Source organism: Chlamydia abortus (genome assembly GCF_002895085.1).
Classification (GTDB): Bacteria; Chlamydiota; Chlamydiia; order Chlamydiales; family Chlamydiaceae; genus Chlamydia; species Chlamydia abortus.
This window is the reverse complement of sequence record NZ_CP024084.1, coordinates 530891-552327: the sequence shown is the minus strand read 5'-3', so window position 1 is coordinate 552327 and position 21437 is coordinate 530891. Positions and strand designations below refer to the sequence as shown.

The following is a 21437-nucleotide window of genomic DNA, read 5'->3' as shown; positions in this document are numbered from 1 at the left end:
TAATGAGCAAAAATTCTACCCATTTTTCTTCTAGACTAGGCTTTATTTTCTCCATGATGGGCATAGCCGTTGGTGCTGGCAATATCTGGCGTTTTCCTAGAATTGCAGCACAAAATGGCAATGGAGCCTTTATTTTAATTTGGCTTCTTTTTTTATTTATCTGGTCTATTCCTCTCATTATCATAGAGCTTTCTCTAGGAAAATTAACAAAGAAAGCTCCTATAGGCACCCTAATTAAAACAGCAGGTCCAAAATATGCCTGGTTAGGAGGCTTTATTACGTTAGTAACAACGTGTATTCTTGCTTATTACTCGAATATTGTTGGGTGGGGTCTAAGCTATTTCTACTACTCTATTTCTGGAAAAATTTATGCTGGGAATGACTTTTCTCAATTGTGGGAAACACACTATCAAAGCCTTTCCCCTCTATTCTTTCATTTCCTATCTCTGTTTTTAGCTTATATGATCATTCGTAAGGGCATTGTACAAGGCATTGAGAAATGCAATAAAATTCTTATCCCCTCGTTCTTTGTCTGTACTCTCGTCTTACTCCTACGAGCTATTACGCTTCCTAACGCCATGCAAGGAATCAAGCAGCTCTTTACCCTAGATTTTACCTCATTATCAAGCTACAAATTGTGGTTAGAAGCTCTAACCCAAAATGCCTGGGATACAGGAGCTGGTTGGGGATTACTCCTAGTATATTCAGGATTTGCCTCAAAAAAAACGGGTGTAGTCAGCAACGGAGCTCTTACAGCAATATCTAATAACCTCGTTTCCTTAATTATGGGAGTCATTGTATTTGCTACGTGCGCTTCATTGGATACTTTGGGCACAACACAATTACAACAAGGTGCAGGCTCATCCAGTATAGGCATCGCTTTTATCTATCTTCCAGAATTATTCACCCGAGTTCCAGGTTCTGCCTATCTACCTACTATTTTCAGCTCTATATTCTTCCTAGCTTTTGCTATGGCGGCTCTTTCATCCATGATTTCTATGTTATTTTTGTTCTCGCAAACGCTCTCAGAGTTCGGCGTCAAAAAACACATAGCCGAGTTATCCGCCACAATTATCGCCTTTATTCTTGGCGTGCCATCTTCTTTAAGTCTGGCAGTATTTGCGAACCAAGACACTGTCTGGGGGATAGGGTTAATTCTCAACGGCCTTATTTTTATCTATGCAGCCATACATTACGGGTTACCACATTTAAAAAAGAAAATTATTAACGCTGTACCCGGAGATATACACCTCAACACATCCTTCGATTATATAATAAAATATTTACTTCCTATTGAAGGAACTGCTTTACTATGTTGGTATTTTTACGAAGGGCTTTTCCCTGAAGACGGCGATTGGTGGAATCCTATATCTGTTTACAGTCTTTCTAGTTTGGTTTTACAATGGTCTATAGGGTTAGTTATTTTATGGTCCTTAAATAAAAAACTTTCTAAGTGTTTTTCTTTATACAACTTAGATAATTAAAAGCTTATGTCTTGATATATTCTGTTCTTTAAGATATTCTGCTTTAAGTTTTGTTATCTTTTCTCAAAGCAACGTAAGGAAGCATATGTCAACAACCACGCCATTGTCGTCATCCAATCAACCCCACGACCAAGAAGGTTTAAATAGAGTCTTACTACGCTTCAACGAAAGAATAAACATAGTAGATAATCGCGTGAGGCAAATCGAAGAGAGAATTAACTTATTAGATAGATCTGCTTTTCAAGCAGTTGCCATAGGAAATCATGCAGCTAATAATATCGCTCTTTTAAAAGAGGAAGTAGACAATCTAAAAAGGTGTTTAAGTACAGTCACAGAGCTATTGTTCGAATCGCGCGGAAATCCCAAGACGGAATCCCCTCATTCTGAAAATGACGTCACTTACACGATGGATTCCACGCCTACCTCCACTTGCTCTAAACTTGTGGCAGTGGCATTAACACTTTTAGCTCTCATTGCTATCGCCATGCTTGTTATTTGTATCGTTTCTGTTTGCGGAGGCTTCCCTCTATTTATTTCTCTACTGAATATGTACACAGTCGGTGCCTGTATCTCTCTACCTATTATCTCATGTGCATCAGTTTCCATCATGATTCTCTGCACAGTATCTATTACTTCTTTACTAAGAAGCAGACCGGCTATCTACGTGGTAAACAATTCTCAAATAGAAGCTTGATTATTATAAAAGAATACTTAGGAGAAGTTAGACATTATGACCTCTGTAAGAACCGATTTAAATACAACCGATACATCACTACCTCCATTAAGTGCGCATGAAATTTCAGCGCAGTTATCTACTATTCAGGCGACTATATCCGGTCTACAGCAGCAATATTCATCAGGATGGCCTCACGTTCCGGGCTCAACTTCTGGAACAATAGATCACAGCTACCTGATGCGTATTATGCAATCGCACATGGCAAATACTTCCGCAGTCGTTTCTGAACTAAGAACTGAAGTGGCTGCAATCAAGACAAAACTACATGGGTTATCTTCCCCAGTGGGCGTTTGCAGTGGTCCTATGGCTTTATCAGCATTTCTTCTAGCCATTTCTTTGGTTGCTATTATCATTATTGTTTTAGCTTCCTTAGGGCTCGCCGGCGTACTACCTCAAGTTGCTGCCATTTTAGTTAATACAGCAAATTCTACATGGGCTATTGTTAGCGCCTCAATAGTTACGGTGATCTGCTTAATTAGCGTGCTTTGCGTTTCATTAATTCGTCATCACAAACCCTTGCCTATCGAAACGAGATTAACAGGGAATTAAAAAAATAAATTGCATAAAATTTATTATTGTTTAATCACTTAGACTCACCTTGAAATTAATTAATTTTATCAGTTAATATATTATTTTCTTAGGTGGGTTTGCCATGCAAAAAGCCCTTCGCTTGCTATTGAATCTGCATCATGGAGAAGAGAAAAGAGCCCTTCTATTTTTAGCTTTAGGGTTAATTTGGGGAATGGGCTGCTATGGCTCCCTAGCCTTAAGTGAAGGGCTTTTTCTCGAAAACGTCGGGACAGAAGGCTTACCCTCCATTTACTTGGGCTCATCATCAATTCTATGTCTTCTCTCTTCACTTATTCTTTACAATTTATTCAAAAAAAGAGTTGCTCCAAAGGCATTATTCTTACTGCCCATAACCAGCATCGTTGTATGCAACCTCTATCTTTGTTGTTACGCAGTAACCTGTAGTCAAATTCCCTCAACACGACTACTGATTTACCGCATGCTCGTATGGAGCTCTATCATATTGGCTTATACAAATTTCTGGGGATTCGTAGACCAATTCTTTAATATTCAAGATGCTAAAAGACATTTCAGTATATTCAATGCCATCATATTTTTAGGGGACGCTATTGGTTGCGGAATTGTGAACAGAATTCAATACATAGGGATTGAAAGAATTCTTATCCTCTTTGTTGTGATCCTGTTAAGTTGCTACCCCATTGTGCACTACGTATCTAAATCTCTAAAGGAGTTATCCGAAGATCACGACCATTTTTTAGACACTGGTCATCCTCCTTCTGCTTCAAAAGCTTTTAAACTCTGCTTAAAAGATAGCTACACCTTCTATTTGCTATGCTTTTATTTCTTAATGCAGCTACTTGCCATCGCAACAGAGTTTAATTACTTAAAAATCTTCGAACAGCATTTCGCTGAAGGAGACACATACGAACTTACAGCACATATCACAAAGTGGTCATCTTGGATTTCTTTAACAAACATGTGCTTCGCTCTATTTGCCTACAGCAGAATTGTAAAGAATATGGGCGTGAACAATATTATCCTTTTTGCCCCTCTATGCTTTACTAGCCTATTTTTCTGTTGGTCATTTAAAACCTCACTTGGAATTGCAACCGTCGGTATGGTAGCTCGTGAAGGATTGACTTATGCTTTAGATGATAACAACCTACAGTTGCTGATTTATGGGGTGCCTAACAGTATTCGAAATCAGATTAGAATTGCCATAGAGTGCTTTATTGAGCCCATAGGCATGTTCGTTTGGGCTCTCTTATGTTTCGCTATTTCCTACCAATATACAGTTTGCCTTGTTATCTCCCTCGTCACAGTCGTCTTGGCCTGTTTATTACGGTCATACTACGCTAAAGCCATTTTGAGAAACTTATCGTCTCAAGCGATTCATCTGAAAAAAAACATGTTCGAATGGATAAAATCTATGACTTTAAAAGAGAAGAGGCAAACAGAACTGTTGCTACTTACTCATCTAAAGCATCAACATGAAAAACATCAAATCTTTGCTTTCCAACATTTGCTAAACCTTGGTAGTCGTAGTGTCCTCCCTAGTTTATTAGCTCATATGAATAAGCTTAGCTTGCCGAGTAAGCTAAAAACTATGGAAATGCTAAAGAATAGTCTCTGGGCAAGAGACTTTCTTACTCTAGAGCTTCTAAAACGATGGTCAATGACTACACCACACCCTTCAATTGCTGCCGGGATACATCTCTATTTTGCAGAACATGACCTATTAGGTATCTCTGACATTTCTGAAGACCTTTATGATGAACCCGGAGAGAAATTGTTGGCCGCAATTCTTACAGTCCGCCGGCAAGAAATCTGTGGACAATATCGTGATATTGCAGATGCACGTCTTAAAGAACTCCTCACCTCTGCAGATTCCCATATAGTATCCATCGGACTTTCTATTTTAACCCTAGAGAAAAATCCTGATAATTTCTCTACTTTGGTCGAATTTTTAGACAACACGGATAACGAGATTTTTATTCAAACATGTAAGGCTTTACAAGCATCGGTGAAAACCATACACAAGCCTTATTGTAAGAAATTACTACAAGTACTAAGACACCATCTGCATAACGAGGAAGCGTGTGACTATCTATTAAAAACAATTAGTGTGATTTTAGACGCTTCATTAGTGAAAGAATTCCTAATCACCACATCATTATTAAAAAGTGCCTCAAGGAAACAAGCTGAGTCGATTATTATAGGATTGCCTAAAGAAACGGCCACCTCCTTCCTTCAGATTCTTTCCGATAATAACATACACAACCGTTGTCGTATTCTTGCTGCCAAAGCACTTTGTAAAATTGATAACAAACTCTTTAAAAAACATGCTTATAAAATCGTAAAATCTAAAGCTTTAAAAGCCATTTTTTATGATTACCATAAAAATTATATTCAAAAATCCTATCCTAAATACAACCTCAGCCTATTAGTTAATACCTTAGAATCAAACTATCAATCTGAAGTGAACTTCATGTTTGAATTCCTAGGTATTTTAGGATCTGTAGAACACTCTGATATACTGATCAGAGCCCTAACAGGAAAAAATAAAAAAGCAAAAGCACAAGCACTAGAATCTCTAGAAAAAAATTGCGATGATTATTTATTTGCTCTACTTGATCCCTTCATTAATAATCCTGGAAAGCGTAGTGAAAAATACTACCTAAAATGTGGAGTTATTCCTTTAACATTAAAAGAGTTATTGAATATGATGGAGAATTCTCCTTCATATTTAAGTAAACTTACAGCCAGACAGTTAAAGGAAGAATTAGCCAATTGTGACGCTGATTTTCAACCGGTACCACCGTATTCGACTTTAGATGAAGAGCATACAAATCACAATAAAGATGACTCTGACAGTCTAGTTTCTTTCTTTACTATTTAGCCAGGAGTCTCTTGATGAATTTAATTGACCGCGCCTTCCTTCTAAAGAAAAATCCTATATTTAATTCTTTAGATATGGATATTCTCCTTGCGATTTCAGATAAAACTGAAATCATGATCTTTAAACCCGGAGTAAAAATATTCTCTACAGAAGAACCGAGTTTCAGCTTATACATTATAGTAGAAGGTTACGTCAAAATTACCGATAACAACTCCTCCTTATCTGTGACAATTTCATCGCAAGAGTGCTTTGGAGAAGAAAGTTTATTCAGCAATAAACCCAGAGAATATAATGCGGAAGCAATAACTCAAGTGCGTGCCCTCACTTTAAGTAAGGGACAATTTCTGAGTATTGTTGAGGAATGCCCCTCGGTAGCTCTATCGCTTCTAGAGCTGTACGCTAAGCAAATTACTTTTAGACATCCCATCTCATAAAAGACAGTCTCATATGCATTCCTGAATGCATGAAGAAAATAGTCGTGTAAAGAAAAAACAAAAGAAATGGTGCGCTATTTTAGTGGAAATTATGCACTAAGGATACAAACGCACCTCAAAAGGAAGTAGTCCCAACTACTGACCCTGACGTGTTTTAATATATGCGAGAACGTCACCCACAGTACGTAATTTTTCTGCATCTTGTTCTGAAATTTCAAAGTTAAACTTTTCCTCTAAAGTCATAATTAACTCTGTTAAGTCTAAACTATCAGCATTAAGATCTTCGATAAATGAAGAATTCTCAGTTACTTCACTCGGATCTACCCCAAGTTGCTCAACAATAATCGATTTTACATCATCTTCTAAACTCATTGCTATATCCTTATGTTTTATCTACACAATTACCTAAAATTTCCTAAAAAAGAGAAAAACAGCTAGTATCACAGAAATCTAATTTTTCAATCTAGATTGTTTTTAACCTACTTAGTATGTCATACCTCCATCAACACTCAATACCTGAGAAGTTATATAAGAAGATAAGGGTGAAGCAAGAAATAACGCTGCGTTAGCAATTTCTTCAGGAAAACCCATTCTCCCCATAGGAACATTTTTTAACCATTCAGTTTTTAAATTATCATTTAATACCCTGGTCATATCAGTATCAATACACCCCGGAGCTATGCAGTTCACTCTAATGTTTCTTGCAGCAACTTCTTTAGCTAAAGCTCTACTAAACCCTATAATACCAGCCTTCGCAGCTGCATAATTGGTCTGCCCTGGACTCCCCATTAAACCAACAACTGAACTAATGTTAATGATCGACCCAGAACGAGCTTTAATCATGGGACGAATCACACTAGAACATACATAGTATAGGGAATTTAAATTAGTGTTAATAACAGCGGACCACTCTTCTTCAGACATACGCATTAAAAGATTATCTCGAGTAATCCCCGCATTATTTACTAAAATATCAATATTACCATGTGCTGTAATAAAATTCTGAACAGCATCTTTTACAGATTGACTCTTACTCACATCAACTTTAGCAAAAGTCGCGGGTCTTCCTATTTTCGATAACTCTTGAGCAGCCTGCTTACCACCCTCGTCATTTATTCCCCAAATCTCAACGTCCGCACCTTGCTCTACAAAAAGCTTACTAATGGCAAATCCTATACCTCTAGATCCCCCTGTAACGATCGCTTTCTTTCCCGACAATATACCATTCATATATCTATAGCCCTGATAAAAAATTATTGATGCTTTCTACTGTACCTAAACTTTTAATGGGTTTATTTAATCCTATAGAACGATTCAATCCAGCAAGAACTTTACCCGGACCAAGTTCTAAAAATTCATCAACTTCCAAATCTATTTTAGAACAACTCTGATACCATAACGTGGGAGAAGTCATTTGCTTGACCAAACACTGAAGAATTTCATCGTTATTCCTTAGAAAGCTAGCTGTAACATTAGATACAAAAGGAATTTCAGAACTATGCATATGCAAATTATATAAGTACGGCGCTAACTTATCTTCAGCTGACTGCATCAGTGGGGTATGAAAAGCTCCAAATACTTTTAATAGTATCGCCCTTTTGGCTCCTAAATCTGTAAATAATTTAACAGCTTCTTCTATTTTTTCTCTTAGACCAGCAATAACTAGTTGTTTAGGAGCATTGTAGTTGGCAACCCAAATCCCCTCTCCCAAACTTTCTAAATTCTGCTCAATAACGTCTGCGGTCAATCCCAAAACTGCTGCCATAGCACCAGGATTTTCTTGACAGGCCTGATTCATAAATTGAGCACGTTTACTAATAATATCAAAGCCATCAACTGGAGAAATGCGTCCAGAAGCCACGAGAGCAGTATACTCTCCCAGACTTAAACCTGTAACCGCTGCAGGGGTTATAGAAGTTCTGGAAGATAAAATTTCAACCACAGCTAAACTATGTAAGTATATGGCGAGTTGGCTATATGCAGTTTCAAGCAACTTCTCTTCAGGCCCATGAAACATAATTGAGGATAAAGAAAACCCTAAAGTCTCATCCGCCAAAGCAAAAACTTTTTCTGCTTCTGGATAGTTCTCTACTAAATCTTTACCCATACCAACGTATTGACTACCTTGACCTGGAAATAAAAATCCTATTTTTTTCGTCATTTAACTTTCTACCTGTTGTAAAACAACTGCTCCCCAGGATAACCCTCCTCCAAAAGCAACTAGAAGCAGGTATTCCCCAGCATGAATTATATGCGATTGCAATAACTCATCAAGAGCTATGCATACAGAAGAAGCAGCTGTGTTTCCATACTTACACAACGTCTTAAATACTTTACCTTCGTCGATTTCAAAACGTTTAGCTATAGCGTCAATAATTCTTTCATTTGCTTGGTGAGGAACCAACCAGTCTATGTCACTTTCTTCAATTCCAGCGCCAGCAATACAAGTTTTAGCCGCGGACTCCATGCGTCTTACCGCATGTTTAAACACTTCTTTACCTTCCATAAAAATGTAGTGCTTACCCGCTTCTAAAGTCTCTTGGGAAGCAGGAACACGACTCCCCCCAGCAGGAAGACTCAATAGATCGGCTACGCTTCCGTCTGCTCCTAAATTCACATTAGTGATTTCTAAAGCTCCAGGACGACTCTCTCCAATAATGCAGGCAGCACCTCCATCCCCAAAAAGAACACAGGTGTTTCTATCCTTATAATTTACAAAAGAAGAGAGTTTATCTGCTGCAATCAGCAAGACATTATTATACATCCCTGATTCAACATAGGCTTTAGCCACTGATAAGCCATATAAGTAACCAGTACACGCAGCCATACAATCAAATGCTGGAATGTCTTTTATTCCCAAATAAGCTTGAGCTAAGGCCGCGCTTGAAGGGAAAATATAATCGGGGGCCGATGTAGAAAAAATAATACATTCTATTTGGTCTTTAGTTAGACCTGCTTTCTGTATTGCTCTTTCAGCAGCTTTAGCTCCCATGATGGAAGTATATTCATTCGCTGCTGCAATACGCCTTTCTTTGATTCCGGTTCTTGTTAATATCCATTCATCCGAAGTATCAACCATCTGTTCAAGATCAGAATTAGATAGGATTTTTTCGGGCAAATAAGAACCTGTAGCCCATATAGATGCCTTTCTTGTTTTTTTCACGCATAACCACAAATAAAGAAAAAAGCTAGTATACTATTCAAAGAGTTTATACCCTAACTTTTATTTTAAGTATTTAAGCCCTTTCTGCGACCCTGAGGTGCAATAAAAAATTATAGATTTCTAAAATGTTAAAGTATCCTGACTATTTATCCAAACTCATCTCTTTGCTTAGAAAACTTCCTGGAATAGGATTTAAAACAGCAGAAAAACTCGCTTTTGAATTATTGGATTGGGATAAGGATCAATTAGAATCTATGGGGAAAGCTTTTTCTGAGCTCTCTGCTGCACGCAGCCATTGTCCCACGTGTTTTTGCTTAAAAAGTCATCCAGAAAGCGTGTGCTCATTTTGTCAAAACAATCGAGACACGTCTATATTGTGTATCGTAGCAACTCCTAAAGATATTTTTTCTTTAGAACGCTCCCAAATTTTCCAAGGTCACTATTATGTCTTAGGAGCCTTACTATCGCCAATAACGGGAAGACATATCGATGCAGAAAGAATGCATTTACTAAAACAACGTATAGAATTTTTAAAACCAAAAGAAATTATTTTAGCTCTGGACGCCACTCTAGAAGGAGATGCTACGGCTCTTTTCTTAAAACAAGAACTTTCCCATTCTTCCGCCTCAGTTTCTCGTTTAGCTCTAGGTTTGCCTATAGGATTGTCTTTTGATTATATAGACTCTGGGACACTTGCTAGAGCCTTTTCTGGAAGAAACCCATATTAAACTTGAAATAAAACCTTTGCGCTTTTAGTTTTTTTGGTTATAAAAACATAAGTATCTCTAAAAGCACTTTCCATGTTTAAGATAGTAAGATCTTGTTAAAAAACATCCTAGTCCTTATTTTTGTGCTTACTTCAATAAACAAGTTTTTCTGCCTAGGGGAAATTCTTTCGAATGTTCATGATGCGAAATAAAGTTATTCTGCGGTTTACCGTTTTGGCGCTAATCCACGCCCCATTAGCTCTAGCGGCTACAGAAACGGTTAAGGAAGGATACACACTAGTTGAATCCATTACGATTACAACTGAGGGTGAAAATTCTTTAAACAAACATCCGCTACCGAAATTAAAGACGAAAAGTGGCTCTTTGTTTTCTCAAGCAGATTTTGATGAAGATCTACGCAATCTATCCAAAGATTATGATAGAGTAGAACCAAAAGTTGATTTTTCTAATGGCAAAACTACGATTTCTTTGCTTCTTGTCGCTAAGCCATGCATTCGAAAAATTTCTATCGTAGGGAATGAAGCCATCCCCTCTCATAAGATTCTTAAAACTCTACAGATCTACGAAAACGATATATTTGATAGAGAAAAGTTCTTAAAAAATTTTGATGAGCTTAGAGTTTACTACCTTAAACGCGGTTTTTTTGAATCACAACTCTGTTATGAATTAGATCATAATGAACACAAGGGTTACATTGATGTCCTTGTCCAGATTCAAGAAGGTCCTTGTGGTAAAATTAAAAAATTAGAGATTTCTGGTCTCAATCGATCTGAAAAAGCTGATGTCAAAGAACTGATTCTGACCAAACAGTACTCAAAAACTACGAGTTGGTTTACAGGAAATGGTCTATATCATCCTGATATTGTTGAACAAGACTCGTTTGCCATCACCAATTATTTACATAATCTAGGCTATGCTGACGCAATAGTTACTCCAAGACGTGAAGTAGACGCATGTGGAAATATCGTACTCTACATGGATGTTGAGAAAGGCCCGCTGTATACTTTAGGTCACGTACATATTGAAAGATTCGATGTGCTGCCTAGACGCCTTGTAGAAAAACAATTATCTGCAGGTCCTAATGATGTTTACTGCCCTGAAAACATATGGGAAGGCGCACAAAAAATTAAGAATATTTATGCCAAGTATGGTTACATTAACACTAATGTTGACGTAACATTTTCGCCCCATGCCTCACGTCCTGTTTACGACGTAACTTACCAGGTAAGTGAAGGATCTCCCTATAAGGTTGGTTTAATCAAAATTACGGGAAATACACATACAAAACATGATGTGATTTTACACGAAAGCAGCCTATTCCCAGGGGATACTTTCAACAGATTAAAACTCAAAGATACTGAGCAACGCCTCAGAAATACTGGTTATTTCCAAAGTGTTAGTGTATACACAGCACGTTCTCAATTGGATCCATTAGATAATGCTGAAGAGTATCGTGATATCTTCATAGAAGTTAAAGAAACGACAACAGGAAACTTAGGCTTATTTTTAGGCTTTAGCTCTTTAGACAATTTATTTGGAGGAATCGAGCTTTCTGAAAGCAATTTTGATCTTTTAGGTGTCAGACATTTCTTCTCTAAAGGTTTTAAATGTCTAAGAGGTGGCGGAGAGTATTTATTCTTAAAAGCAAACTTTGGGGATAAAGTCACTGACTATACTCTTAAATGGACAAAGCCTCACTTTTTAAATACACCGTGGATTCTAGGTGTCGAACTTGATAAGTCTATCAATAGAGCCCTTTCTAAGGATTATTCCGTTGAGACTTATGGTGGAAATGTCAGTACGACGTATATCTTAAATCAACAATTAAAATATGGTATCTATTACCGAGGTACACAAACTAGCTTATACAAGAAGAAAAAAGATCAAGCTGGACCAGATCTTGCTGCGAATAAAGGCTTTATATCTGCTGCCGGTGTAAATTTAAATTACGATTCTGTAAATAACCCTAGAAACCCTACCACAGGTATACGTAGTAGCATAAATTTCGAAGTTTCTGGTCTTGGTGGTACCTACCACTTTACAAAGCTCTCGGTAAACAGTTCGATTTATCGTAAGCTAACAAAAAAAGGCGTTTGGAAAATCAAAGGAGAAGCTCAGTTCCTTAAACCTTTTGGTGATACAACTATAGAAGGTATCCCTATTAGTGAACGCTTTTTCTTGGGTGGAGAAACCACTGTTCGTGGATATAAACCATTTATCATTGGTCCTAAATTCTCTCCTACAGAACCTCAGGGAGGATTATCTTCTCTCCTACTTACTGAAGAGTTCCAGTATCCTTTAATCAATCAACCTAACGTGAGTGCTTTTGTCTTCCTAGATTCAGGATTTATTGGACTGAAAGAATACACTATCCGTTTGAAAGATCTTTGTGGAAGTGCTGGCTTTGGTCTACGCTTTGATGTCATGAACAATGTTCCAGTTATGTTAGGATTTGGTTGGCCATTCCGCCCCACAGAAATGTTTGAGAGCGAAAAAATTGATGTTTCACAACGATTCTTCTTTGCTTTAGGAGGCGTCTTCTAAATATAGCTGTGAAAGAAAGTAGCAAAGCTCTAAATCTTTGGTTGTCTTCAGAGAGAGCTTTTGCTAATCTAAAGCCATTCATCTCTTAGATCTTATAAAGGTTAATATGAAAAAATCATTAGGCTCTGTTTTTCTAACTTTTCTAACTTTAGCAGGTATGCAGCAAGTTTGTGCTGATGAAAGCTCTAACAAGGGTGTCTTGGGCGTTGTCAGTTTGAAGCGTTGTTTAGAAGAATCTGCTTTTGGGAAAAAAGAAACGGAAGAGCTAGAAAACATGAAACAACAGTTCTCAAAAAATTCTGAAAAAATGGAAGAAGAACTGTCGTCACTTTATAACAAATTACAAGACGAAGATTATATCGAGAGTCTCTCTACTTCAGCTGCTGAAGAATTAAGAAAAAAGTTCGAGGAACTTTCCGCAGAATACAATGCTTTACAATCGCAATACTACCAAATGTTGAACCAAACCAACATGAAAAGAGTTCAAAAACTCATACAAGAAGTAAAAAAAGCTTCTGCAAAAGTAAGAGAACAAACAGGTTTGTACGCGATCTTGAACGATGAAGTGGTTCTATCCATTGATTCTAGCGCTGATAAAACTGATGAGATTATCAAAATTCTTGATGAATCTTTCAAAAATAACTAAGATACTTCAAGAACCAAGGAGTTTTGTATGCCTCAAGAGCTGGTCTATACTCTTCAACAGTTAGCAGACTTATTAAAAGTTGAAGTTCAAGGAAATACAGAAACTCCTATTTCTGGTGTTGAAGAGATAAGTGCAGCTAAAGCTCACCATGTAACGTTTCTTGATAATGAAAAATATGCGCGTTTTATCAAGATTACTGAAGCTGGGGCTATTATTTTATCAAAGGCTCAAGCTCAAAAGTACGGTCATTTAAATAAGAATTTCCTTATAGTCTCGGAATTTCCATCTATAGCTTTTCAGAAATGCATAGAATTATTCATTTCCCCTGTTGACTCAGGGTTCCCAGGAATTCATCCTACAGCCGTTATTCATCCCACAGCATCCATAGGTAAAGATGTTTGTATAGAGCCTTATGCTGTTATATGCCAACACGCATGTATTGGAGATTCTACCTACATAGGCACTGGTAGTGTTATAGGCGCATATTCTACTCTTGGAGAACATTGTTTAGTACATCCTAAAGTAGTCGTTCGCGAACGTGTAGAGATCGGTAAGCGTGTGATCATTCAGCCTGGAGCTGTTATCGGTTCCTGTGGTTTTGGTTACATTACCAATGCTTTTGGCCGGCATAAACATCTCAAGCATTTGGGAAAAGTGATTATCGAAGATGATGTTGAAATAGGAGCGAATACGACCATAGATAGAGGGCGTTTCAAAAATAGCGTCATACGTGAAGGTACGAAAATCGACAATCAAGTACAAATAGCTCACCATGTGGAAGTAGGGAAACATAGTATGATTGTTGCGCAAGCAGGAATCGCTGGTTCTACAAAAATTGGTAACCACGTTATTATTGGAGGGCAAACAGGAATTACAGGTCATATTTCAATAACAGACCATGTAATTATGATGGCTCAAACTGGAGTTACTAAATCTATAAGCTCTCCTGGTATCTATGGAGGAGCTCCCGCTCGTCCATATCAAGAAATCCATCGTCAAGTTGCTAAAATCCGTAGTCTACCTAAATTAGAAGAACGTTTAGGAATGTTAGAAGAAAAGGTTAAGGGATTATCTGCACAATCTACAGAATTACAAATAACCCCCTAATAAAGTTATAAACGTATAGATTTAAAGCGTCTTTTCAAGGTGAGAATTTTGATCACGCTTTTATTGACAATTGCCGGACTAACTTGACCTGTACTAATTAATTGAGTGAGTACCTTAATTCCCTTCTTAAACTCTTTAAGATTAGAAAAAGTGAAACACTCGACTCCGTGATTTAATGCTTTTATTGTGTTCTCCACATTCGTTAACATAGAACATCCCATAAATTTCAATCTTGAGAAGTCTACGTCAATAGCTAAACCTCGTATGGTGTTTGCTAAGCTATAACGCAAAGCTATAGGACTCGGGGTGATTGTTGTAGGAGAACTATCACAGTGATGTAGTTTTCCTTGTATGTTACCTGAATATTTTAGTCCCCTCAGCAATTCAGAATAGTTGGACATATCCATACTAGCTATTTCTTGAAAGATTAAGGAAATCATCACCCCATAATCTTTAAGTAGCTCTCCTAAGCCAATGCCTAGCTCATACAGATTTTTGCAGTCCATTAAAGATAAATCCCGCTCCAATAAGTAAAATTCTAAGCTGTGAGGAACAGTACATCCCAAAAGTAAATGCATGATCTGAGACTTGTTGAAATCACGAATATACCTACATTGCTTTTCAAAAGAACCACAAGAAAATAATATTCCACCTAAACCGTAGTTCTGTTCTATCTGTTCAACTGAAGTCACAAAATCCCCCCACTCTATTCCACAAGAGGGAAGATAAAAAAATAATTGAGCTAACTTCTTATCCATGGAAGTAAGTAAAGAAAATAGCTCTCTTGTTTCCTCTAACTCCTCGTTTTTATAGGGCATCCATTGAGTTTTTTTTAAATAGTTACTAGCACTTTCTCTCCCATGTTGAAATTCTTGAGCCGAGGCAACTACCCTTTTAGTTATAGTTAATAATTTTTTCTTGAGTTCATTATCTTTATTCTTGTTGTTGTCAGTGGGAGAATTTGGATCTCTCATGACACCATCTATCTGTTCCACATAAAAATGATTCTGACGATTTAGTCTGCTAAAAACGTCCATGTGTCCACGATCCTTTACTTCTTGGTCAGAAATACACAAATGGGGAGATATTAAAGATTTTTCTTTTTTTAAAAAACTTAATTACTTTTTTGGTCTTGTCTTTTCAAATCCATGACTTTATAATAGAGTGAACTTAATCCTTGACGCAACTCTCGTATCAAGATATGCCCGACGCTTTTCATTACAATATCGCTTCTAAAGCATCTGATGAAGCAACTGTAAAAAACATTATTGATATATATGGCCCCCCTCGTTGTGTAGAACTCTTGAAATACATGTTACTCATTCGTGAGTTTGAAACACGAGGAGAAGAGGCATATTTGGAAGGTTTGGTTGGTGGTTTTTACCACTCCTATAGTGGTCAAGAAGCGGTTGCTACCGCAGCATTGGCTAATACAGGATTAGATCAATGGTTTTTCTCTTCCTACCGCTGTCACGCTCTTGCCGTATTACTGAATATCCCCCTTCGCTCCCTTGCAGCAGAATTACTAGGTAAAGAAACCGGTTGCGCCTTAGGTCGAGGCGGGTCTATGCATATGTGTGGTCCAAATTTCCCAGGAGGATTTGGAATCGTAGGAGGTCAAATTCCCTTAGCTGCAGGAGCAGCATTCGCTATCAAATATCGGGGTGAAGATAAGATCTCTCTAGGATTCATGGGAGATGGAGCAGTGGCTCAAGGGGTATTTCACGAAACGTTAAATTTTACTGCTCTACATAGCCTCCCTTTAATGCTGATTATAGAAAATAATGGCTGGGGCATGGGGACTGCTCTCAATCATGCTATTGCAAAGCAACCGATAGGAGAATCCCAAGGAGCTTCTTACGGTATACGTTCATTCACTTTAAACGGCTTTGACCTTTTCAATTGTCTTTTAGGCTTTAAAGAAGCTTATGAGTACATGCAAAAGACGCGACTCCCCGTCATTGTTGAATGCTTATGTTCTCGATTTAGAGGACACTCCATTTCCGATCCCAACCTGTATAGAAGTAAAGAAGAAATGGAATGCCTGATCAAAAAAGATCCTATCGTTTTCGCTAAAAAATGGCTGATCCAGTTGGGAGTAATGTCAGAAGAAAGTTTTCAAGCATTACGTGAGGAATGTAAGAATAAGGTTTTAAAAGCTTTTACTGAAGCAAAATCAGATCCAGAACCAACGATTGCTACATTAGAAGAAGGTGTGTATGCCTAAGTATGTTACATTAGAAATCCGAGAAGCTATTAGAGAAGCTATTGATGAAGAAATGGCGAGGGATCCTAATGTATGTATACTAGGAGAAGAAGTCGCTGAATATAATGGTGCTTATAAAGTTACAAAAGGCCTTTTAGATAAGTGGTCGTCATCACGAGTTATTGATACACCAATTAGTGAAGCAGCATTTGCCGGAATAGGAATTGGAGCGGCATTAACTGGTTTGCGTCCTATTATAGAATTCATGAGTTGGAATTTTTCTTTAGTGGCTGCAGATCAAATTATTTCACACGCCGCAAAAATGCATTATATGACTGGGGGCATGTTTTCAGTTCCGATTGTATTTCGTGGTCCTAATGGAGCGGCAGCACAAGTCTCTTGTCAGCACTCTCATTGTGTTGAGGCCCTATATGCTAACATCCCCGGTTTGATTGTTATTTCCCCATCCAATTCTTATGACGCTAAAGGACTATTAAAATCTGCTATTAGAAATGACAACCCTGTTCTCTTCTTAGAAAACGAGTTGGAGTATAATCTCAAATGCGAAGTCCCTGTCGAAGAATACTTAATCCCTATTGGGAAGTCTCAGATCGTGGAAGAGGGCAAAGATTTAACAATTATCACCTACGGTCGAATGGTTTCTATTGTAAAACAAGCTGTAAAGGTTGCGAAACAGCGTTACGGTCTTTCCATAGAAATTCTTGATCTACGCACAATCAAGCCACTAGATATCTCTGGAATATTTTCTTCAGTAAAGAAAACAGGAAATTGTATAGTTGTAGAAGAGGGTCATTACTTTGCAGGGATCTCTGCCGAAATCATTACGGAAATTACAGAACATGTTTTTGATTACCTAGACAGCCCTCCTTTAAGAGTATGCCAAAGAGAAACTCCTATGCCGTACAACAAGACATTAGAGCAAGCAACTCTGCCCAATGCGAATCGTATTTTAGACACTATCGAAAAAATCATGAGGTAAATTTGTGATTTCTCTATTAAAAATGCCGAAACTTTCTCCAACCATGGAAGTAGGAACAATCGTAAAATGGCATAAGAACAATGGCGATAAGATAGAGTTTGGTGACGTTCTCTTAGAAGTATCCACAGATAAGGCTGTGCTAGAACACACGGCAACTGAAGAGGGCTGGTTCCGGGATTGTCTTGTTAAAGAGGGAACAAAAGTACAGATCGGCACACCCATAGCTGTCATATCTTCTGAGAAGGATGAGTCTTTTGACTTAGATCATATCCTTCCTAAAACTCCCGAGCCAGAACTTTCTATAGAAAATGTGCGGCTAGAAGAAAAAGAAGAAGTCACGAAAGCACAACCATACGTTGCCCCTACGCAGCTAGCCTTTCAATTTAAACCTGAACCTCCTCTGTCTAAACCTCTATCTTTAAAAGTAGATTCTTCAAAATCCCCCATTTCTCCCCTAGCTAAACGTGTAGCGAAGGAAAGAAACCTGGATATTTCTGGAATCAAAGGTAGCGGTCCTGGCGGACGTATTGTTGAAAAAGACCTGGATAAAGCTCCTACCAAAGGTATTGCCGGTTTTGGTTACCCTGAAGCTCCTGAAGTGCATCCTGGATCCTATCACGAGGAAACTCTTTCTCCTATTCGAGATATCATTGCACAGAGGCTACAAGCTGCAAAAGCCTCTATTCCACATTTTTATGTAACACAAAAAGTGTATGCTTCGCCGTTACTTGCCTTACTTAAAGAATTACAGGTCCAAGGAATTAAGCTGTCTATTAATGACTGTATTGTTCGTGCTTGCGCCTTAGCTTTAAAAGAGTTTCCTGAAGTCAATTCAGGTTTCAATAGCGTCGATAATACCATTGTACGTTTTGAAACTATCGATATTTCAATTGCTGTGGCTATTCCTGATGGTGTGATCACGCCTATTGTACGCTGTGCTGACCGTAAGAATATAGGTATGATTTCTGCCGAGATTAAAAACTTAGCTGCTAAAGCTAAATCTCAATCTTTAAAAGAGGAAGAGTATAAAGGCGGGTCTTTCTGTGTTTCCAATTTAGGCATGACGGGAATTACCGCATTCACAGCCATTATCAATCCCCCTCAAGCAGCTATTCTTACTGTAGGTAGTGTTCAAGAAGAGCCTGTAGTTATCAATGGAGAGATTATAGTTGGTTCTACATGTATATTGACATTATCTATAGATCACCGTGTGATTGACGGATATCCTGCAGCCATGTTTATGAAACGATTACAGAAAATTTTAGAAGCTCCTTCTGTCCTTTTATTAAATTAAAAGTTGCGGGTTTTTCCACAACAAGCGTTGCTAGTACAAGTCCTGCCTATTTGAGTAGCAGCGCCTTTTTCTTAAGATTTATGATGAGTCGGAACATTCCATATATCTCTGGCATAGTCAGCAATAGCTCTATCACTAGAGAAAAAGCCCATACCGCCTACGTTATATATCGATTTCTTCACCCATTCTTCTGTGTGTTGGAATAAGGTAGCCGCAGATTCATGCACTTTAATGTACGATTCTAAATCCGCTAAAACAAAGAATGGATCACCTTCATGTAATAATCTATGTACTATAGGCTTGAATAGGTCTTTGTCTGAAGTGTTGAAAAATCCTTGATCTAGTAATTTTAACACATGAGCAATCTTGGGATTGTTATTACATATAGCCTGTGGGTAATACTCTCGCCTGATTTTTGCGATTTCTTCTTCTAGCAAACCGAAAATGAACATATTGTCCCTACCAATATATTCCGACATTTCTATATTGGCTCCATCCATGGTTCCTATTGTTAGGGCACCGTTTAACGCAAATTTCATATTTCCCGTTCCGGAAGCTTCCATACCTGCTGTAGAGATCTGCTCAGAGATATCAGAAGCAGGCATAATCATCTCAGACATCGTCACCCGATAATTTGGAAGAAAGAGAACTTTTAAGACTTGATTTACCTTAGGATCATTATTTACACAGTCGGCGACGCTATTGATAAGTTTAATGATTAACTTAGCAAAAGCGTATCCTGGGGCCGCTTTTCCAGCAAAAATTACTGTTGTGGGGACAATACTTGAAGATACATTCTCTTTAAGATCATTATAAAGATAAATAACCCGAAGAATGTTCATTAACTGCCGTTTATATTCATGAATACGCTTTACATGAAAATCAAACATAGAGGACGGATCTATGTTCTCTCCGATTTCTTTTTTAAGTTTTAATGCAAAATCCTGCTTATTATTTAGCTTAATTTTATGCCACTGTTCTCGAAAACTCGCATCATCAGCGAAGGGTAGCACCTTGTGAATTTGAGAGAGGTCCGTAATATGAGCACTCCCTATCGTTTCCTCTAATAATGCATCCAAGCGCGGATTACATAAGGCGAGCCAACGTCTTGGGGTAATCCCATTAGTTACGTTAATAAATTTATCGGGGAAAAACTCTACGAAATCTTTAAATAATGTGGTTTTTATAAGATGAGAGTGAAAAGCAGAGACACCATTAACTTTAGACGAACCTACAACTGCTAAACTGGCCATATTGACATGTTTATCACAACCCTCCTCAATAATAGACAACGCTCGACGCTTATCGTCATTTCCAGGAAATCTCTGAGAAACTTTCTCCAACCATCGAGAATTAATTTCATAGATAATCTCTAAATGTCTAGGCAATAGTCTTGAAAAGAGATCGATAGACCAACGCTCTAAGGCTTCTGGCAATATCGTATGATTTGTATAATTGAAAATGCGTGTGGTCATATCCCAAGCGGTATCCCAAGGGAGTTCCTCCCTATCAACTAAGATATGCATCATTTCAGCTATTCCTAATGCAGGATGGGTATCATTAAGCTGTACAGCTGCCTTGTTCGGGAGATCATCCAAAGAAATATGTGTTTTCGTATATCGACGAAGAATATCTTGGATTGTGGCAGAAACTAAAAAGTACTCTTGTTTTAACCGCAGCTCTTGCCCCTCAGAAATAGAATCATTAGGGTATAATACTCTAGAAATGTTCTCTACTAATGCAATGTCTTCTATGGCACGAATATAATTCCCATGATTAAAGTAATTAAACTCAAATCCATGTGGGGATTGTGCTTGCCACAAGCGTAAGGTATTTACAGTCTCTATGCCATATCCTGGAATAGGGACATCATAAGCCATGGCTAGCACTTCTTGAGTATCTACAAGATCAGCAACTTCTTTGCCTCGAGCATCCGTATAATGAATTACTCTACCGTAAAAGCGAACAGGATAGAGATATTCTCCTCTACATATTTCCCAAGGGTTACCGTAACGCAACCATTCATCGGGGGCTTCTACTTGATAACCATTCACTATTTTCTGATCAAAGATACCATAATCGTAACGGATACCATATCCATAAGCAGGAATTCCCAAGGTCGCCATGGAATCTAAATAACACGCTGCAAGTCGTCCTAATCCACCATTCCCTAATCCTGCATCTGCTTCCATTTGTATTAAAGTATCGAAATCATAATGCAATTCCTCTAAAGCATCGCGAACAAGATCCAACATTCCTAAATTCAGAAGATGGCTTTTCAAACTTCTACCAAGTAGAAATTCCATAGAAATATAATAAACACGCTTAACATCTTGTTCGTAGTAACTATTCTGGGTTTTTAGCCAGCCTTTAGCTAACCATTCCATTACAGTCTGTGCAACTGCTGTAAATATATCTCTTGCTGAAGCAGATTCCGGAGATCGAACTACACCAAAATACAGACGATTTAAAATTGCCTGCTTCATCGTTTCTACATTTACTAAATTCTTATCAAAATTCATAAGTCTCCGAATCAAGGGATAAGCAAGAAGTGATTTTTGTATTTCCATAAGAAAAATCTAAAAAAAAAGAAAGAACTTAGAAGGAAGACTTCTTGAAACACAAGGAGTATGAAACCCATCTCTATAGAAAATGAAAACTGGTG

General features: G+C 37.9%; 18 protein-coding genes. 12 read left to right on the top strand and 6 right to left on the bottom strand.

Going from position 1 to position 21437, the window contains the following annotated elements:
- Positions 1-2 precede the first annotated feature (2 nt).
- From CHAB577_RS02545 to CHAB577_RS02525, 5 genes are all read left to right on the top strand, one after another.
- Complete coding sequence (locus tag CHAB577_RS02545; RefSeq protein WP_006344122.1) at positions 3-1484, top strand: sodium-dependent transporter; 1482 nt, start codon at positions 3-5, stop codon at positions 1482-1484.
- Positions 1485-1569: 85 nt separating this feature from the next.
- Positions 1570-2178: an inclusion membrane protein IncB gene (incB, locus tag CHAB577_RS02540; protein ID WP_011097103.1), complete on the top strand. Its 609-nt coding sequence runs from the start codon at positions 1570-1572 to the stop codon at positions 2176-2178.
- A gap of 36 nt (positions 2179-2214) precedes the next feature.
- Positions 2215-2769, top strand: a complete 555-nt coding sequence (locus CHAB577_RS02535) for a hypothetical protein (RefSeq protein WP_011097102.1) — start codon at positions 2215-2217, stop codon at positions 2767-2769.
- Between the two features lie 103 nt (positions 2770-2872).
- On the top strand, positions 2873-5650 hold the full coding sequence (locus CHAB577_RS02530) for a membrane protein (protein WP_011097101.1): 2778 nt from the start codon (positions 2873-2875) through the stop codon (positions 5648-5650).
- 14 nt (positions 5651-5664) lie between these two features.
- The gene (locus CHAB577_RS02525; protein WP_035395300.1) at positions 5665-6084 is read left to right on the top strand and encodes a cyclic nucleotide-binding domain-containing protein; all 420 of its coding nucleotides are present in this window, start codon (positions 5665-5667) and stop codon (positions 6082-6084) included.
- A gap of 135 nt (positions 6085-6219) precedes the next feature.
- Here CHAB577_RS02525 and acpP read toward each other — a convergent pair whose 3' ends face one another.
- The 4 genes from acpP to fabH all read right to left on the bottom strand — a co-directional run bounded on the left by acpP (position 6220) and on the right by fabH (position 9247).
- The gene (gene acpP / locus CHAB577_RS02520) at positions 6220-6456 is read right to left on the bottom strand and encodes an acyl carrier protein (RefSeq protein WP_006344117.1); all 237 of its coding nucleotides are present in this window, start codon (positions 6454-6456) and stop codon (positions 6220-6222) included.
- 111 nt (positions 6457-6567) lie between these two features.
- Positions 6568-7314: a 3-oxoacyl-ACP reductase FabG gene (fabG, locus tag CHAB577_RS02515; RefSeq protein WP_006344116.1), complete on the bottom strand. Its 747-nt coding sequence runs from the start codon at positions 7312-7314 to the stop codon at positions 6568-6570.
- A gap of 4 nt (positions 7315-7318) precedes the next feature.
- Complete coding sequence (fabD, locus tag CHAB577_RS02510) at positions 7319-8245, bottom strand: ACP S-malonyltransferase (protein ID WP_011097100.1); 927 nt, start codon at positions 8243-8245, stop codon at positions 7319-7321.
- On the bottom strand, positions 8246-9247 hold the full coding sequence (fabH, locus tag CHAB577_RS02505) for a ketoacyl-ACP synthase III (protein WP_370737480.1): 1002 nt from the start codon (positions 9245-9247) through the stop codon (positions 8246-8248). It lies immediately after the preceding gene.
- Between the two features lie 125 nt (positions 9248-9372).
- On the opposite strand from fabH, the gene recR reads away from it, so the two are divergent.
- The 4 genes from recR (at position 9373) to lpxD (ending at position 14272) form a co-directional block, all read left to right on the top strand.
- A complete protein-coding gene (gene recR, locus CHAB577_RS02500) occupies positions 9373-9975 on the top strand; it encodes a recombination mediator RecR (protein WP_011097098.1) in 603 nt (200 codons plus the stop codon).
- Positions 9976-10146: 171 nt separating this feature from the next.
- The gene (gene bamA / locus CHAB577_RS02495; protein ID WP_011097097.1) at positions 10147-12519 is read left to right on the top strand and encodes an outer membrane protein assembly factor BamA; all 2373 of its coding nucleotides are present in this window, start codon (positions 10147-10149) and stop codon (positions 12517-12519) included.
- 106 nt (positions 12520-12625) lie between these two features.
- On the top strand, positions 12626-13165 hold the full coding sequence (locus CHAB577_RS02490) for an OmpH family outer membrane protein (protein ID WP_006344111.1): 540 nt from the start codon (positions 12626-12628) through the stop codon (positions 13163-13165).
- Positions 13166-13192: 27 nt separating this feature from the next.
- Positions 13193-14272 carry a UDP-3-O-(3-hydroxymyristoyl)glucosamine N-acyltransferase gene (gene lpxD / locus CHAB577_RS02485; RefSeq protein ID WP_011097096.1) on the top strand — a complete coding sequence of 360 codons (1080 nt, stop codon included), beginning with the start codon at positions 13193-13195 and terminating at the stop codon, positions 14270-14272.
- A 5-nt stretch (positions 14273-14277) separates the two neighbouring features.
- On the opposite strand, the gene CHAB577_RS02480 is transcribed toward lpxD, so the two are convergent.
- Positions 14278-15309 carry a hypothetical protein gene (locus CHAB577_RS02480; protein ID WP_086393192.1) on the bottom strand — a complete coding sequence of 344 codons (1032 nt, stop codon included), beginning with the start codon at positions 15307-15309 and terminating at the stop codon, positions 14278-14280.
- Between the two features lie 164 nt (positions 15310-15473).
- Between CHAB577_RS02480 and CHAB577_RS02475 the strand changes: the two genes are divergently transcribed.
- The 3 genes from CHAB577_RS02475 to CHAB577_RS02465 are packed head-to-tail and all read left to right on the top strand — an operon-like array spanning position 15474 to position 18772.
- Positions 15474-16499, top strand: a complete 1026-nt coding sequence (locus tag CHAB577_RS02475; RefSeq protein WP_011097095.1) for a thiamine pyrophosphate-dependent enzyme — start codon at positions 15474-15476, stop codon at positions 16497-16499.
- The gene (locus CHAB577_RS02470; protein WP_011097094.1) at positions 16492-17478 is read left to right on the top strand and encodes an alpha-ketoacid dehydrogenase subunit beta; all 987 of its coding nucleotides are present in this window, start codon (positions 16492-16494) and stop codon (positions 17476-17478) included. The genes CHAB577_RS02475 and CHAB577_RS02470 overlap by 8 nt, the downstream gene beginning before the upstream one ends.
- A gap of 4 nt (positions 17479-17482) precedes the next feature.
- Entirely contained in the window at positions 17483-18772 is a 1290-nt protein-coding gene (locus tag CHAB577_RS02465) for a pyruvate dehydrogenase complex dihydrolipoamide acetyltransferase (protein ID WP_011097093.1), read from the top strand.
- A 71-nt stretch (positions 18773-18843) separates the two neighbouring features.
- Here CHAB577_RS02465 and CHAB577_RS02460 read toward each other — a convergent pair whose 3' ends face one another.
- Entirely contained in the window at positions 18844-21294 is a 2451-nt protein-coding gene (locus CHAB577_RS02460; protein ID WP_041461359.1) for a glycogen/starch/alpha-glucan phosphorylase, read from the bottom strand.
- Positions 21295-21437 lie beyond the last annotated feature (143 nt).

Bases quoted from the DNA above. Each gene is read 5' to 3' on its own strand.
- CHAB577_RS02545 (WP_006344122.1), top strand. From the start codon at position 3: ATGAGCAAAAATTCTACCCATTTTTCTTCTAGACTAGGCTTTATTTTC.
- incB (WP_011097103.1), top strand. From the start codon at position 1,570: ATGTCAACAACCACGCCATTGTCGTCATCCAATCAACCCCACGACCAA.
- CHAB577_RS02535 (WP_011097102.1), top strand. From the start codon at position 2,215: ATGACCTCTGTAAGAACCGATTTAAATACAACCGATACATCACTACCT.
- CHAB577_RS02530 (WP_011097101.1), top strand. From the start codon at position 2,873: ATGCAAAAAGCCCTTCGCTTGCTATTGAATCTGCATCATGGAGAAGAG.
- CHAB577_RS02525 (WP_035395300.1), top strand. From the start codon at position 5,665: ATGAATTTAATTGACCGCGCCTTCCTTCTAAAGAAAAATCCTATATTT.
- acpP (WP_006344117.1), bottom strand. From the start codon at position 6,456: ATGAGTTTAGAAGATGATGTAAAATCGATTATTGTTGAGCAACTTGGG.
- fabG (WP_006344116.1), bottom strand. From the start codon at position 7,314: ATGAATGGTATATTGTCGGGAAAGAAAGCGATCGTTACAGGGGGATCT.
- fabD (WP_011097100.1), bottom strand. From the start codon at position 8,245: ATGACGAAAAAAATAGGATTTTTATTTCCAGGTCAAGGTAGTCAATAC.
- recR (WP_011097098.1), top strand. From the start codon at position 9,373: ATGTTAAAGTATCCTGACTATTTATCCAAACTCATCTCTTTGCTTAGA.
- bamA (WP_011097097.1), top strand. From the start codon at position 10,147: ATGTTCATGATGCGAAATAAAGTTATTCTGCGGTTTACCGTTTTGGCG.
- CHAB577_RS02490 (WP_006344111.1), top strand. From the start codon at position 12,626: ATGAAAAAATCATTAGGCTCTGTTTTTCTAACTTTTCTAACTTTAGCA.
- lpxD (WP_011097096.1), top strand. From the start codon at position 13,193: ATGCCTCAAGAGCTGGTCTATACTCTTCAACAGTTAGCAGACTTATTA.
- CHAB577_RS02480 (WP_086393192.1), bottom strand. From the start codon at position 15,309: ATGGACGTTTTTAGCAGACTAAATCGTCAGAATCATTTTTATGTGGAA.
- CHAB577_RS02475 (WP_011097095.1), top strand. From the start codon at position 15,474: ATGCCCGACGCTTTTCATTACAATATCGCTTCTAAAGCATCTGATGAA.
- CHAB577_RS02470 (WP_011097094.1), top strand. From the start codon at position 16,492: ATGCCTAAGTATGTTACATTAGAAATCCGAGAAGCTATTAGAGAAGCT.
- CHAB577_RS02460 (WP_041461359.1), bottom strand. From the start codon at position 21,294: ATGAATTTTGATAAGAATTTAGTAAATGTAGAAACGATGAAGCAGGCA.